Origin of the sequence: Pseudomonas lactucae, from assembly GCF_036688725.1 — a bacterium.
GTDB classification, from domain to species: domain Bacteria; phylum Pseudomonadota; class Gammaproteobacteria; order Pseudomonadales; family Pseudomonadaceae; genus Aquipseudomonas; species Aquipseudomonas lactucae.
Genome location: NZ_JAQQPT010000001.1, coordinates 17,334 through 29,842, shown reverse-complemented (window position 1 = coordinate 29,842; position 12,509 = coordinate 17,334). Strand labels below are relative to the sequence as shown.

Sequence of the window (12,509 nt, the reverse complement as noted above, 5' to 3'; positions counted from 1 at the left end):
CAGGGGACTGTGGCACGTTCAGGATCAGTGCACGACCCAACTGAGCAGCCACAGGCCCAGCATCAACCAGATAATCCCCATGATCACCGACGCCCGCATGAACGCACGTACTGCCGAGTACAGCAGCATCAGGCCGATGATCAGGGTGAGGATGCTGATGATCGATGTATCCATGCCCAGGGTGCGGGACAGGCCTTCGATAAAGTTGCCACCGGCATGGGTCAGGGCACCGAACAGTCCGCTGAGGCCATCGACGATAAAACGGATGATGGAACCGAGCGCCTGGCCCAACCATTCGAAAAAGCTTTCTACCTGCATGTGTGTGTCCTGATGAGAGGGTGGGCGTGTCTGTGCCTTTGGTTGTTATTGCGACGGGCTAGTTCCCTACAAGCATAGAGGTTTGCCGGTTTGAGGTTTCGATTAATCATCCAAGGGCGTTTACTGCGCTGGGCTTTAGGTTTTGTGGTGTTGGTGACTGCGCTGGTGTGGCTGGCCGACCGCATCTGGCCCTTGCCCCTGCCTCAGGACGACCTGGCGCGGGTAGTGCTGGCCGAGGATGGCACGCCGTTGTGGCGGTTTGCCGATGCCAATGGCGTGTGGCGTTACCCCGTGCAAACCAGCGAGGTCTCGCCGTACTACCTGGACGCACTGCTCACCTATGAAGACCGCTGGTTTTACCAGCACCCCGGCGTAAACCCGCTGGCGCTGGCCCGTGCGACCTGGCAGAACCTCACCGGCGCGCGGGTGGTGTCGGGTGGCAGCACCTTGTCGATGCAGGTGGCGCGCTTGCTCGATCCGCACCCGCGCACCTTCCTTGGCAAGCTGCGCCAGCTGTGGCGCACCGCGCAGTTGGAGTGGCACCTGTCCAAGGCACAGATTCTCAACCTGTACCTGAACCGTGCCCCGTTTGGCGGCACCTTGCAGGGTGTAGCGGCGGCCAGTTGGGCCTACCTGGGCAAGTCCCCGGCGCAACTGACCCATGCCGAAGCCGCCTTGCTCGCGGTGTTGCCCCAGGCGCCGAGCCGCCTGCGCCCGGACCGTCACCCGCAACGCGCCCAGGCCGCCCGGGACAAAGTGCTGCGCCGCCTGGGCGAGTTTCAGGTATGGCCGCAACCGGCCGTGGATGAAGCCCTGGAAGAACCGCTGCTGCTCGCCCCGCGCCTGGAGCCGAGCCTTGCCCCGTTGCTCGCGCGCCGCCTGAACCGCCCCGACAGCCCGCCGCTGATTCGCACCACCGTGGACGCTACCCTGCAACGCCGCCTCGAAGACCTGCTGCTCGGCTGGCGTGCGCGGTTGCCGGAACACACCTCCGCCGCCATCCTGGTGGTCGAGGAAGAGAGCATGGCCGTGCGCGCCTACCTGGGCTCGGTGGATATCAGCGACGCCAAACGTTTCGGCCATGTGGATATGATCAGCGCGCTGCGCTCGCCCGGTTCCACCTTGAAACCCTTCCTGTACGGCATGGCGCTGGATGAAGGGCTGATTCACTCCGAATCGCTGTTGCAGGACGTACCCCGGCGTTACGGCGACTACCGGCCGGGCAACTTCTCGATGGGCTTTACCGGCGCGGTGCCGGCGAGTACGGCGTTGTCCAGTTCACTCAACCTGCCGGCGGTGCAGTTGCTGGAGGCTTACGGGCCCAAGCGCTTTGCCGCGCAGATGCGCATCGGCGGTGTGCCGTTGGTATTGCCGGCGTTGGCCGAGCCCAATCTGGCCTTGATCCTCGGCGGCGCGGGCAGTCGGCTGGAAGACCTGGTGAGCGGCTATAGCGCCTTCGCCCGCGACGGCAAGAGCGCGACCCTGCGATTTCAACCGGACGACACGCTTAGAGAACGGCCGTTACTGTCGCCAGGGTCGGCCTGGATTGTGCGGCGTATCCTCAGTGGCCAGGCGCGACCGGACCGCGATCCGCGTGCCGAGCTGGTACAGCGCCCGGTGCTGGCCTGGAAAACCGGCACCAGCTATGGCTTTCGCGATGCCTGGGCAATTGGCGTGGGGCCGCGCTATTTGATCGGCGTATGGATCGGCCGACCGGACGGCACGCCGGTGCCGGGTCAGTTCGGCCTGGCTTCGGCGGCGCCGCTGATGTTGCAGGTGCACGACGTGCTGACTAACCGCGACAGCCAGCGCGGCATCAGCGCCCCCGTGAAAGCGGTGCCGGCCAATGTCGGCGTGGCGGCGATCTGCTGGCCGCTGGGCCAGCCCATGAGCCGCAGCGATCCCAATTGCCGGCGCCAACGCTTTGCCTGGACGCTGGACAACACCACGCCGCCGACCTTGCAAGCGTTGGACCAACCGCTGAGCGTGGGGTTGATGGACAATGTCTGGGTCAATGCCAAGGGGCTGCGGGTGGATGCCCATTGCCCAGGCGCGGTCGCCCGGAATATCGCCTTGTGGCCGGCGCCACTGGAACCCTGGCTGCCCAGGGCGGAGCGCCGGGAAGCGCGCATCCCGGCGGCCGACCCGGACTGCCCGCCGCCGGCCTTGGCGGCCTCTTCGCCGCTGTCGATTGTCGGTATCCGCGAGGGCGACCAGCTACGCCTGCCCGCCGGCAGCCAGCAAGTCCTGCGCCTGAAACTCTCCGCCCTGGGCGGCAGTGGCCGACGCTGGTGGTTTCTCAACGGTGAGCCGCTGGGGGACAGTGCCAATCAGGACTTTATCAATACCAGTTTCGAGCGGTTGGGGCGTTATCAGCTCAGTGTCCTTGATGAGGCTGGCCAAACTGCCCGCTTGGAATTCAGCGTTGTTGATTAAATAGCCGTCGGAAGCAAGTCGAACCGTCGCACCGCCCCTCCCGATGGGGGCCTGAAGGTCACTCCAAGTGATTCACTTGCCTTCAAGGCGCATCCCCCCGAAGCTACACACCTTCAGGAGCCCAGCATGAACCTCGAACACCTCACCGAACGCCTGCACCGCATCCGCGATACCAACGACTGGAAGCCGTTTCACAGCCCGAAAAACCTGGCCATGGCGGCCAGTGTGGAAATGGCCGAACTGGTGGAAATCTTCCAATGGCTGACCGAAGACCAATCGCGCCAGTTGCCTGCCGATAAACTCGCCCACGCCGGGCAGGAAGTCGGCGATATCGTGCTGTACCTGCTGTTGCTGTGCAGCGAACTGGGCCTGGACATGAACGAAGTGGTGCGCGCCAAACTGGCCGACAGCGAGCGGCGGTTTACCCATGAGTGACCGTCATTTCGACCTGTTGGCCACGCGCTTTGCCGAGAAAATCTACGGTGGCGCCAAAGGCGCGATCCGCCTGGCGGTGTTGCAGGCCGACCTGGCCGAAGCGCTGCCGGACCGCCCCTTGCGCGTGCTGGATATTGGCGCAGGCCTGGGGCATATGTCGCTGTGGCTGGCCGAGCGCGGGCACCAGGTGACCCTGGCCGAACCCGCCGAGCCGATGCTCGACGGCGCGCGCCAGCGGTTTGCCGACGCCGGGCAGACCGCGACCTTTATCCATGCGCCCTGGCAAGACCTGCTCGGCCAACTCACCGAACCCTACGACCTGGTGCTGTGCCACGCCGTGCTGGAATGGCTGGCCGAACCCCATGCGATCCTGCCGGTGCTGCATCAGCTGACGGTGCCCGGTGGTTGGCTGTCCCTGGCGTTCTACAACCGCGATGCGCTGATTTACCGCAATCTGCTCAAAGGCCACTTCCGCAAAATGCGCAAGAACGATATGGCCGGCGAGAAGCAAAGCCTCACCCCGCAACAACCCCTCGACCCACGCGAATTGGCGGCGCAACTCCAGGGACTGTGGCAGGTCGAAAGCCAAAGTGGGGTGCGGGTGTTCCACGATTATATGCCGGTTGAATTCCAGGCCCGCGCCAATCTTCAGGACCTTGTAGAGATGGAACTCGCTCACCGTCGTCATCCAAGCTTTGCCGGGCTTGGGCGTTATTTGCACTGGATCTGCCGTCCGGTTTAAGCGGCCCAGTCTGCGGAGGTCGAAATGCGTCGTCTCTGTTTGATCCTGTTATCCCTCGGCCTGGGCGCTTGCTCAAGCCCCAATCCCTATGTCGCAGCCTCGGCCCCGATGCCGCCGGCGCCGGCCCAGGCGGCCAGCACCTTTGATGCCAGCGCCTACCCGGCGCCGGTGCGCGATTACGGCGCCTATCGCAATTGGGCCTGGCGCAACGGCCAGTTGCCGGCGGGCACGGCGTGGGCGGATTCGGCGCAAATCGCCGAAGCGGTCAGCGGTGCCCTCGACCAGCGCGGCTTGCGCCCGTTGCATGACGCGCGCGCGCCCGACCTGTTGGTGAGCGCCGATGTGCGTCTGGAGAAGCGCCTCAGACAAGTCCAGGACGACTATGGCTACGGCTACGGCGGCTATAACCGCTATGGCAACGGCTACGGCATGTACAACTCGGCGCCGATCGTGCGCACCTATGAGGTGACGGTGGCCGTGGTGCGGGTCAATCTGTTCGACGCGCGCACTGGCCAACCGGTGTGGAGCACCAGTGCTGAAACCGCCAGCCAGGGCAGCCTCGGCGAACGTGCGGATGCACTGCGCCAGGCGGTGCAAAAGGCGATGGCGGCGTATCCTCCGCGTTAACCGCTATTCTCATTTAAAGCCTGGGTCGTTTTGGAGATCATCATGTTTCGTCGCATCGCTATGCTTGCCGTTGTCGTGCTGCTGGGCGGTTGTCAGACCAGCCAGGTCAACCACGATTTTGATGCCAGCCGAGATTTCGGCGCCTACCGCAGTTGGGCCTGGAAAGACCCGGCGTTGCAATACCGCCCCGATGATCCGCGTATCAAGAGTGACCTCACCGAACAACGCATCCGCCAGGCCGTTGGCGAACAACTCGACCAGCGCGGCCTGCGCCCGGCGGCGGCCGGCACCCGGGCTGACGTGAACGTGCAGGCCTACCTGATCGTCGAAGACCGTCAGCAACAAGTCACCACCAACTACGGCGGCGCCTGGGGCGGCCCGTGGAACGGCTACTGGGGCGCGCCGATGTACAACGAAACGCGCAACATCACCTATAAGGTCGCCACCCTGCAGATCGACCTGCTCGACGGCAAGGACGGCAAACTGGTGTGGCGCGGCAGCGACGAACAACTGATGAGCAGTACGCCCAACCCCCAGGAGCGCAGCAACGCCGTTCGCACGACGGTCGCCCGGATACTCTCTGCCTACCCTCCACACTGAAGCTCACTGCAAAACCTGTGGGAGGGGGCTCTGTCAGTCATTCATGGGGTGATTGGCCGCCACCGACCCACCATATGTTCAATATTGCCTGCGCCTTTCAAGCACAAATCACCGCTGGAACCCGCAGCGCTGGCGAACAACACCACGTCGCCGGGCAGGCGCACCGGCTTCTTGAATTCGACCGCTATTTCGATATTGGCGGCGGGCAGATGCTCAGCCAGGGCGGCGAGCGTGCGCGCCTTGTTCCACAGCCCATGGGCGATGGCCTGGGGGAAACCGAACAATTTTGCGCTCAAGGCGCTGAGGTGAATCGGGTTGTAGTCGCCCGAGACACGGGCATAGCGGCGGCCGATATCGGCAGGGGCATTCCAGCGGGCCAGTTCGCTGACCTGTGCGGATGTGGCTTGCGAATCATCCGTTGCTTCGCCTTCGAGCTTCACACCTCGGCACAGCATGCGACTCTCGGCTTCCCACAGCAGGCCGAGGGAATCTTCAACGGTGGTCACCAGGTCAAAGGTCGCGCCCTTGGCGTGAGGCAGCAGGTTTTGCGCGTGCACGCCAATGGACAGGTCACTGACGCTGCCCATCGGCCGATGAATGCGGATGCGATTGCTCAGGTGGATCAACCCCAGCAGGGGAAAGGGGAAGCGCGTGTCGGTGAGCCATTTCATCTGCAAACCGAACGCCAGGATGTGCGGGTAAGTGGGTGGCAACATCGGGCTGTCGATAAACCCGCAGACCTTGCAATAGGCCGCCACGTCCCTGGGGTTGACGCTGACCCTGCAGCGCAAGCCCTGTTCAGGCAAGGTGCTGCCAGTGATCTTGCGTTTGAGCGCCGCGCGCCAATACAGCGGCGGCAGAAACGGGGTACTGCCTAAGGTTTGCCAATGCATGCTTATGCTCCCAGCAGACTTTGCCCACACACCCGCAGCGCTTGCCCGCTGACCGCACCGGAGCCCGGCTGGGCCAGCCACGCCACGGCCTCGGCGACGTCCTGCGGCACACCGCCCTGGCCCAGCGAACTCATGCGCCGCCCGGCCTCACGCAGCGCGAATGGAATGTGCGCGGTCATCTGCGTTTCGATAAAGCCTGGGGCCACGGCGTTGATGCTGATCCCGCGTTCCGCCAACAGCGGTGCCCATGCCTGGGCCAGGCCAATCAAGCCCGCCTTGCTCGCGGCATAGTTGGTTTGCCCACGGTTACCGGCGATGCCGCTGATGGACGCGAGCAGCACCACGCGGGCGTTGTCGTGCAGGGCACCACTGTCGAGCAGGGCCTGGGTCAGCACTTGGGGGGCGTTGAGGTTCACCGCCAGCACCGCGTCCCAGTATTCCGGCGTCATGTTGGCCAAGGTCTTGTCGCGAGTGATCCCGGCGTTGTGCACCAGGATGTCCAGGCCATCGGGCAGGTGTTCGATCAATTGGCCGGCGGCGTCTTCGGCGCAGATATCCAGCACCACCGTGCGCGCCCCCAGTCGCGCGGCCAACGCTTCGAGATCGGCCTTGGCCTGGGGCACATCCAGCAGGATGACCTCAGCGCCATCGCGGGCCAGGGTTTCGGCGATGGACGCGCCGATGCCACGGGCCGCACCGGTAACCAGCGCTTTGCGACCGGCCAAGGGGCGAGTCCAGTCCTCGACAGGCGTAGCGCAGGCCTGCAGGCGAATCACTTGGCCAGAGATGTACGCACTTTTGGGCGAGAGGAAGAAGCGCAGCGCGCCTTCCAACTGGTCTTCGGCGCCGTTGCCGACATAGAGCAATTGCAACACCCCACCGTGGCGCAGCTCCTTGGCCAGCGAGCGGCTGAAGCCTTCAAGGGCGCGCTGGGCGCTGGCGGCAAACGGATCGCCGAGGCTTTCCGGAGCGCGGCCGAGGATCACCAGGTGCGCGCTGTTATCCAGGTTTTTCAGCAGCGGTTGGAAGAACTCTCGCAGTTGCTTGAGTTGGTCGGTGTGCTGCAAGTGGCTGGCGTCGAACACCACGGCCTTGAGCTTGGGACCGTGCCCGGGAATCCATGTCGACGTCTCGGTGCCATAGCTGTAAATGGCATCGGTGAGTTTGTTGGCAAACGCCTGCACCCGGTTTGCCAGCGCGCCGCCGCCCAGCAGCAGCGCACCGTCCACCGGGCGCAGGCGCCCGGCTTGCCAGCGTTCCAGGCGTACCGGTGACGGCAGGCCAAGGGCGGCGACCAGACGATGGCCGAGGCTTGAATTGGCGAAGTCGATATAACGGTCAGACATGGAACGCTCTCCGAAGGCTGGGGTTCAAAGGGTTGACCATCCCAGGGTAGCAGTCGTTCGACTAGGCTCAGTGATCAGGTCCATAACAGACAAAGGGAGCTTTCCATGACTCAATTGCGCCGTGTGGCGATCATTGGCGGTAACCGCATTCCGTTCGCCCGCTCCAATGGCCCCTATGCCACGGCGAGCAACCAGGCGATGCTGACGGCGGCGCTGGAGGGCCTGATCGAACGCTACAACCTGCACGGCCTGCGCATGGGCGAGGTGGCCGCCGGCGCCGTGCTCAAGCACTCGCGTGACTTCAACCTCACCCGCGAATGCGTGCTGGGCTCGCGCCTGTCGCCGCAAACCCCGGCCTATGACATTCAGCAGGCGTGCGGCACCGGGCTGGAGGCGGCGTTGCTGGTGGCCAACAAGATTGCGTTAGGCCAGATCGAATGCGGCATCGCGGGCGGGGTGGACACCACGTCCGACGCGCCGATCGGCGTGAATGAAGGGCTGCGCAAGATTCTGCTGCAGGCCAATCGCAGCAAATCCATGGCGGATAAATTAAAACTCCTGTTACAACTTCGTCCCCATCACCTCAAGCCCGAACTGCCGCGCAATGGCGAGCCGCGTACCGGGTTGTCCATGGGCCAGCATTGTGAATTGATGGCGCAGACCTGGCAGATCCCGCGTGCCGAGCAGGACCAGCTTGCACTTGAGAGCCACCAGAAAATGGCCGCGTCCTACGCCGAGGGCTGGCACAACGATCTGCTCACACCGTTCCTGGGCCTGACCCGTGACAACAACCTGCGTCCCGACCTGACCCTGGAAAAACTCGTCGCGCTCAAACCCGCGTTCGAACGCAGTGAAAAGGGCACCCTCACCGCCGGCAACTCCACGCCGCTCACCGATGGTGCATCCCTGGTGCTGCTGGGCAGCGAAGCCTGGGCCAAGGCGCGTGGTTTGCCGATCCTGGCCTATCTGCGCGATGGCGAAGCGGCGGCGGTGGATTTCGTCAACGGTGCCGAAGGCCTGCTGATGGCGCCGGTGTACGCCGTGCCGCGCCTGCTGGCGAGGAATGGTCTGACGCTGCAGGACTTCGATTACTACGAGATTCATGAAGCCTTCGCTGCCCAAGTGTTGTGCACGCTCAAGGCATGGGAAGATGCGGACTACTGCAAGACCCGCCTGGGGCTGGACGCGCCGCTGGGTGCCATTGATCGGCGCCGCTTGAATGTGAAGGGCAGTTCCCTGGCCGCCGGGCATCCCTTCGCGGCCACGGGTGGGCGTATCGTCGCCAGTCTGGCCAAGCTGCTGGACGTGGCGGGCAAAGGGCGCGGGTTGATTTCGATCTGCGCCGCCGGTGGGCAGGGCGTCACGGCAATCATTGAGCGTTGATTACCCGTTAAACTGGCATATAGGATGCATTCTTGAGTGGTCAAAGGTCGGTCGCCTCTCCCCCCGGCGGGCCGATTGCCGTATAACGAGTGCCATACGCGTATTTGGTAATAAAGGACCCACAATAAAAGCTGATGAAGACTCCTAAACGCATTGAACCCCTGATCGAAGACGGTCTGGTCGACGAAGTGCTGCGCCCACTCATGAGTGGTAAAGAAGCAGCTGTTTATGTGGTGCGCTGCGGCAACGAACTGCGTTGCGCCAAGGTTTACAAGGAGGCGAACAAACGAAGTTTTCGTCAGGCGTCCGAATACCAGGAAGGCCGCAAGGTCCGCAACAGCCGTCAGGCCCGGGCCATGGCCAAGGGTTCCAAGTTCGGCAAGAAAGAAACCGAGGATGCCTGGCAGAACGCTGAAGTCGCGGCGTTGTTCCGCCTGGCGGGTGCGGGCGTTCGCGTGCCCAAGCCCTACGACTTCCTTGAAGGCGTGCTGCTGATGGAACTGGTGGCCGACGAGTACGGCGACGCAGCGCCGCGTCTGAATGACGTGACCTTGGATCCGGATCAGGCGCGTGAATACCACGCCTTCCTGATCTCGCAGATCGTGCTGATGCTGTGTACCGGCCTGGTGCACGGTGACTTGTCCGAGTTCAACGTGCTGCTCACGCCCACGGGCCCGGTGATCATCGACCTGCCCCAGGCGGTGGATGCGGCCGGCAACAACCACGCATTCAGCATGCTGGAGCGGGATGTGGGCAACATGGCCTCCTACTTCGGGCGTTTTGCCCCGGAGTTGAAGAAGACCAAGTACGCCAAGGAAATGTGGGCACTGTACGAAGCCGGCACCTTGCACCCGGCCAGCATCTTGACCGGCGAGTTCGATGAGCCGGAAGAATTGGCGGACGTGGGCGGTGTGATCCGCGAGATCGAAGCGGCGCGTTTGGATGAAGAGCGTCGTCAGGCGATTCGGGCTGCGGACGATGCGCCGGCGAGCAAAGCGTCCGAAGAGCCACCGCCGCCGCCTTGGATGCAGTGATCTCCCAGCTAATCGAGATCTGAAAAATGTGGGAGGGGCGGTTTTGTGTGGTCAGTTACACCCCTCAGGCGCAGCAGCTACCGGACGCCAACTCCTTGAGAATCGGGCAATCCGGCCGATCATCGCCGTGGCAGTGGTCCACCAGGTCCTGCAACGTGTCGCGCAGCTGCCCCAGTTCCACAATTTTCTGATTCAACTCTTCGATATGCTGACGCGCCAGGGCTTTTACGTCGGCGCTGGCCCGTTGCCGGTCCTGCCACAGGGTCAGCAGTTTGCCGACCTCTTCCAATGAAAAACCCAGATCCCGCGATCGCTTGATAAACGCCAGGGTGTGCAGGTCTTCCGCGCCGTACACGCGGTAACCGCTGTCGGTACGGTGAGCGGCCTTGAGCAGGCCGATGGACTCATAGTAGCGAATCATCTTTGCGCTCAGCCCGCTCTGTCGGGCGGCTTGGCCGATGTTCATGGGCGTTGATCCTCCAGGTTCTTGGGCTTCCAGGTTTTTAGCAGCAATGCATTGCTCACCACGCTGACGCTGGACAAGGCCATGGCCGCGCCCGCGAGTACTGGGTTGAGCAGGCCGAACGCGGCCAGAGGAATGCCGATCAAGTTATACACAAAGGCCCAGAACAGGTTCTGGCGGATTTTTGCGTAGGTCTTGCGGCTGATCTCCAACGCGGCCGGCACCAAACGAGGGTCGCCGCGCATCAAGGTAATCCCGGCCGCGTGCATGGCCACATCGGTGCCGCCGCCCATGGCGATGCCGATATCGGCGGCGGCCAGGGCCGGGGCGTCGTTGATGCCGTCGCCGACCATGGCCACCACAGCGGTTTTTTTCAGTTCGGCGACGGTAGCGGCTTTGTCGGCGGGCAGCACTTCGGCGTGTACATCGTCTATGCCCAGCGCCTGCGCGACCACTCGGGCGCTGCCGCGATTATCGCCGGTGAGCAAGTGGCTGCTGATATTGCGTGCCTTGAGTTGAGTCACCGCTTGCAGCGCGCCGGGCTTGAGGGTGTCGCCAAACGCGAACAGCCCCAGCACCTTGGGCTGCGCGCCTTGTTCAAGCAGCCACGACAGAGTGCGGCCTTCGGCCTCCCAGTCTTGGGCGCGGGTAGCCAGGTCGCCGGCGCTCAAGCCGCTCTCTTGCAACAAGCGGTGGTTGCCCAGGGCCAGGCGCCGGCCGTCGAGGGTGCCGGCGATGCCGCGTCCGGTCAGGGATTGGCTGGCGCTCACATCCGCGACCGTCAGCCCTCGTTCGTCGCAGGCGTCCAGTACAGCCTTGGCCAGCGGGTGTTCGCTGCCACGTTGCAGCGCGCCGGCCTGTTGCAGCAGCAGGGCTTCATTGCCATCCACCGCGGCCAAATGGGCGATTTTCGGTGCGCCGGAGGTGAGGGTGCCGGTCTTGTCGAATACCACGGCGCTCACTTCATGGGCGCGCTCCAGGGCTTCGGCGTCTTTGATCAGGATGCCGTAGCGGGCGGCAACGCCGGTGCCGGCCATGATCGCAGTCGGGGTGGCCAGCCCGAGGGCGCAAGGACAGGCGATCACCAGGACCGCCACGGCATTGATGATCGCGGTTTCCAGCGGGGCGCCGTACAGCCACCAGCCCACCAGGGTGATCAATGCCAGCACCAGCACTGCCGGTACGAACACCTGGCTGACTTTATCCACCAGTTTCTGAATCGGCGCCTTGGCGGCCTGGGCGTCTTCCACCAGACGAATGATCCGCGCCAATACGCTTTCGGCACCCAGCGCGGTGGTGCGCACCAGCAGGCGACCTTCGCCATTGATGGCGCCGCCAGTGACCTTATCGCCCGGTTGTTTGGGCACCGGCAGGCTTTCGCCGCTGATCAACGCCTCGTCGGCGTGGCTTTGGCCTTCGATCACTTCACCGTCCACCGGGAAGCGTTCGCCGGGTTTGACCAGTACCCGGTCATCCAGCTTCAGTGCGCTGATGGCGACCTCTTCTTCGTGACCGTCCTGCACGCGAATCGCGCGTTCAGGACGCAGAGCTTCCAGCGCACGGATAGCGCTGGCGGTCTGGCGTTTGGCGCGGCTTTCCAGGTATTTACCCAGCAGCACCAGGGCGATCACCACGGCCGAGGCTTCAAAGTACAGGTGCGGCATGCTGTCGGTGGGGGCGGTGAGCCATTCATAGATACTCAGGCCGTAACCGGCGCTGGTGCCGATGGCCACCAGCAAGTCCATATTGCCGGCACCGGCGCGCACGGCTTTCCAGGCCGCTATATAAAAGCGCGCACCGAAGATGAATTGCACGGGGGTGGCCAGGGCGAATTGCACCCAGGCGGGCAACATCCAATGCACGCCGAAGGGTTGCACCAGCATCGGCAATACCAGCGGCAGTGCCAGCGCAATGGCCAACAATAGCGCCCAACGCTCGCGGTGCAGGTGCTGGGCCTGGTGGGCGTCGGTGACAATTTCGCTTTGGGGCAGGGTGGCGGTGTAGCCGGCTTTGTCGACGGCAGCGATCAACACCGCGGGGTCCATCTGGCCGAGTACTTCAACATGGGCGCGTTCGTTGGCCAGGTTGACGCTCACGCTTTGCACCCCCGGCACCTTGCCCAATGCGCGCTCGACACGCCCGGCACAGCTGGCGCAAGTCATGCCGCTGATGGGCAGGTCAAAGGTGGTGGATCCATTCATGGGGCGGTCCTCCAGAAGAAGTTGCGCCTAG

At 63.8% G+C, this 12,509-nt stretch carries 12 protein-coding genes; 7 read left to right on the top strand and 5 right to left on the bottom strand.

Annotated elements, in window-relative coordinates; all coding sequences use genetic code 11:
* Positions 1–24 precede the first annotated feature (24 nt).
* Positions 25–318, bottom strand: coding sequence for a hypothetical protein (locus tag V6M90_RS00155; RefSeq protein ID WP_003171495.1), 294 nt, complete (start codon positions 316–318; stop codon positions 25–27).
* 123 nt (positions 319–441) lie between these two features.
* On the opposite strand from V6M90_RS00155, the gene pbpC reads away from it, so the two are divergent.
* The 5 genes from pbpC (at position 442) to V6M90_RS00130 (ending at position 5,158) form a co-directional block, all read left to right on the top strand.
* The gene (pbpC, locus tag V6M90_RS00150) at positions 442–2,754 is read left to right on the top strand and encodes a peptidoglycan glycosyltransferase PbpC (RefSeq protein ID WP_141063120.1); all 2,313 of its coding nucleotides are present in this window, start codon (positions 442–444) and stop codon (positions 2,752–2,754) included.
* Positions 2,755–2,880: 126 nt separating this feature from the next.
* Positions 2,881–3,189, top strand: coding sequence for a MazG-like family protein (locus tag V6M90_RS00145; protein ID WP_003171497.1), 309 nt, complete (start codon positions 2,881–2,883; stop codon positions 3,187–3,189).
* Complete coding sequence (locus V6M90_RS00140; RefSeq protein WP_332845920.1) at positions 3,182–3,931, top strand: methyltransferase; 750 nt, start codon at positions 3,182–3,184, stop codon at positions 3,929–3,931. Before V6M90_RS00145 ends, V6M90_RS00140 begins: the two co-directional genes overlap by 8 nt.
* Positions 3,932–3,955: 24 nt before the next feature.
* Positions 3,956–4,558: a DUF4136 domain-containing protein gene (locus V6M90_RS00135; RefSeq protein WP_003171500.1), complete on the top strand. Its 603-nt coding sequence runs from the start codon at positions 3,956–3,958 to the stop codon at positions 4,556–4,558.
* A gap of 42 nt (positions 4,559–4,600) precedes the next feature.
* Entirely contained in the window at positions 4,601–5,158 is a 558-nt protein-coding gene (locus V6M90_RS00130) for a DUF4136 domain-containing protein (RefSeq protein WP_003171501.1), read from the top strand.
* A gap of 41 nt (positions 5,159–5,199) precedes the next feature.
* Here the strand turns inward: V6M90_RS00130 and V6M90_RS00125 are convergent, their stop codons facing one another.
* Both V6M90_RS00125 and V6M90_RS00120 read right to left on the bottom strand, forming a co-directional pair.
* Positions 5,200–6,051, bottom strand: a complete 852-nt coding sequence (locus V6M90_RS00125; protein WP_141062995.1) for a MaoC family dehydratase — start codon at positions 6,049–6,051, stop codon at positions 5,200–5,202.
* A gap of 2 nt (positions 6,052–6,053) precedes the next feature.
* A complete protein-coding gene (locus V6M90_RS00120) occupies positions 6,054–7,397 on the bottom strand; it encodes a 3-oxoacyl-ACP reductase (RefSeq protein WP_003171505.1) in 1,344 nt (447 codons plus the stop codon).
* Positions 7,398–7,502: 105 nt separating this feature from the next.
* Here V6M90_RS00120 and V6M90_RS00115 point away from each other — a divergent pair, with 105 nt between their 5' ends.
* Both V6M90_RS00115 and V6M90_RS00110 read left to right on the top strand, forming a co-directional pair.
* Positions 7,503–8,780: an acetyl-CoA C-acetyltransferase gene (locus V6M90_RS00115; RefSeq protein WP_332845919.1), complete on the top strand. Its 1,278-nt coding sequence runs from the start codon at positions 7,503–7,505 to the stop codon at positions 8,778–8,780.
* 134 nt (positions 8,781–8,914) lie between these two features.
* The gene (locus tag V6M90_RS00110) at positions 8,915–9,814 is read left to right on the top strand and encodes a PA4780 family RIO1-like protein kinase (protein ID WP_078731397.1); all 900 of its coding nucleotides are present in this window, start codon (positions 8,915–8,917) and stop codon (positions 9,812–9,814) included.
* Positions 9,815–9,878: 64 nt separating this feature from the next.
* Here the strand turns inward: V6M90_RS00110 and cueR are convergent, their stop codons facing one another.
* Entirely contained in the window at positions 9,879–10,280 is a 402-nt protein-coding gene (gene cueR, locus V6M90_RS00105; protein ID WP_141062993.1) for a Cu(I)-responsive transcriptional regulator, read from the bottom strand.
* Positions 10,277–12,478, bottom strand: coding sequence for a heavy metal translocating P-type ATPase (locus V6M90_RS00100; protein ID WP_003171510.1), 2,202 nt, complete (start codon positions 12,476–12,478; stop codon positions 10,277–10,279). The genes cueR and V6M90_RS00100 overlap by 4 nt, the downstream gene beginning before the upstream one ends.
* Positions 12,479–12,509: the final 31 nt, after the last annotated feature.

Bases quoted from the DNA above. Each gene is read 5' to 3' on its own strand.
- V6M90_RS00155 (WP_003171495.1), bottom strand. From the start codon at position 318: ATGCAGGTAGAAAGCTTTTTCGAATGGTTGGGCCAGGCGCTCGGTTCC.
- V6M90_RS00145 (WP_003171497.1), top strand. From the start codon at position 2,881: ATGAACCTCGAACACCTCACCGAACGCCTGCACCGCATCCGCGATACC.
- V6M90_RS00140 (WP_332845920.1), top strand. From the start codon at position 3,182: ATGAGTGACCGTCATTTCGACCTGTTGGCCACGCGCTTTGCCGAGAAA.
- V6M90_RS00135 (WP_003171500.1), top strand. From the start codon at position 3,956: ATGCGTCGTCTCTGTTTGATCCTGTTATCCCTCGGCCTGGGCGCTTGC.
- V6M90_RS00130 (WP_003171501.1), top strand. From the start codon at position 4,601: ATGTTTCGTCGCATCGCTATGCTTGCCGTTGTCGTGCTGCTGGGCGGT.
- V6M90_RS00125 (WP_141062995.1), bottom strand. From the start codon at position 6,051: ATGCATTGGCAAACCTTAGGCAGTACCCCGTTTCTGCCGCCGCTGTAT.
- V6M90_RS00120 (WP_003171505.1), bottom strand. From the start codon at position 7,397: ATGTCTGACCGTTATATCGACTTCGCCAATTCAAGCCTCGGCCATCGT.
- V6M90_RS00115 (WP_332845919.1), top strand. From the start codon at position 7,503: ATGACTCAATTGCGCCGTGTGGCGATCATTGGCGGTAACCGCATTCCG.
- V6M90_RS00110 (WP_078731397.1), top strand. From the start codon at position 8,915: ATGAAGACTCCTAAACGCATTGAACCCCTGATCGAAGACGGTCTGGTC.
- cueR (WP_141062993.1), bottom strand. From the start codon at position 10,280: ATGAACATCGGCCAAGCCGCCCGACAGAGCGGGCTGAGCGCAAAGATG.
- V6M90_RS00100 (WP_003171510.1), bottom strand. From the start codon at position 12,478: ATGAATGGATCCACCACCTTTGACCTGCCCATCAGCGGCATGACTTGC.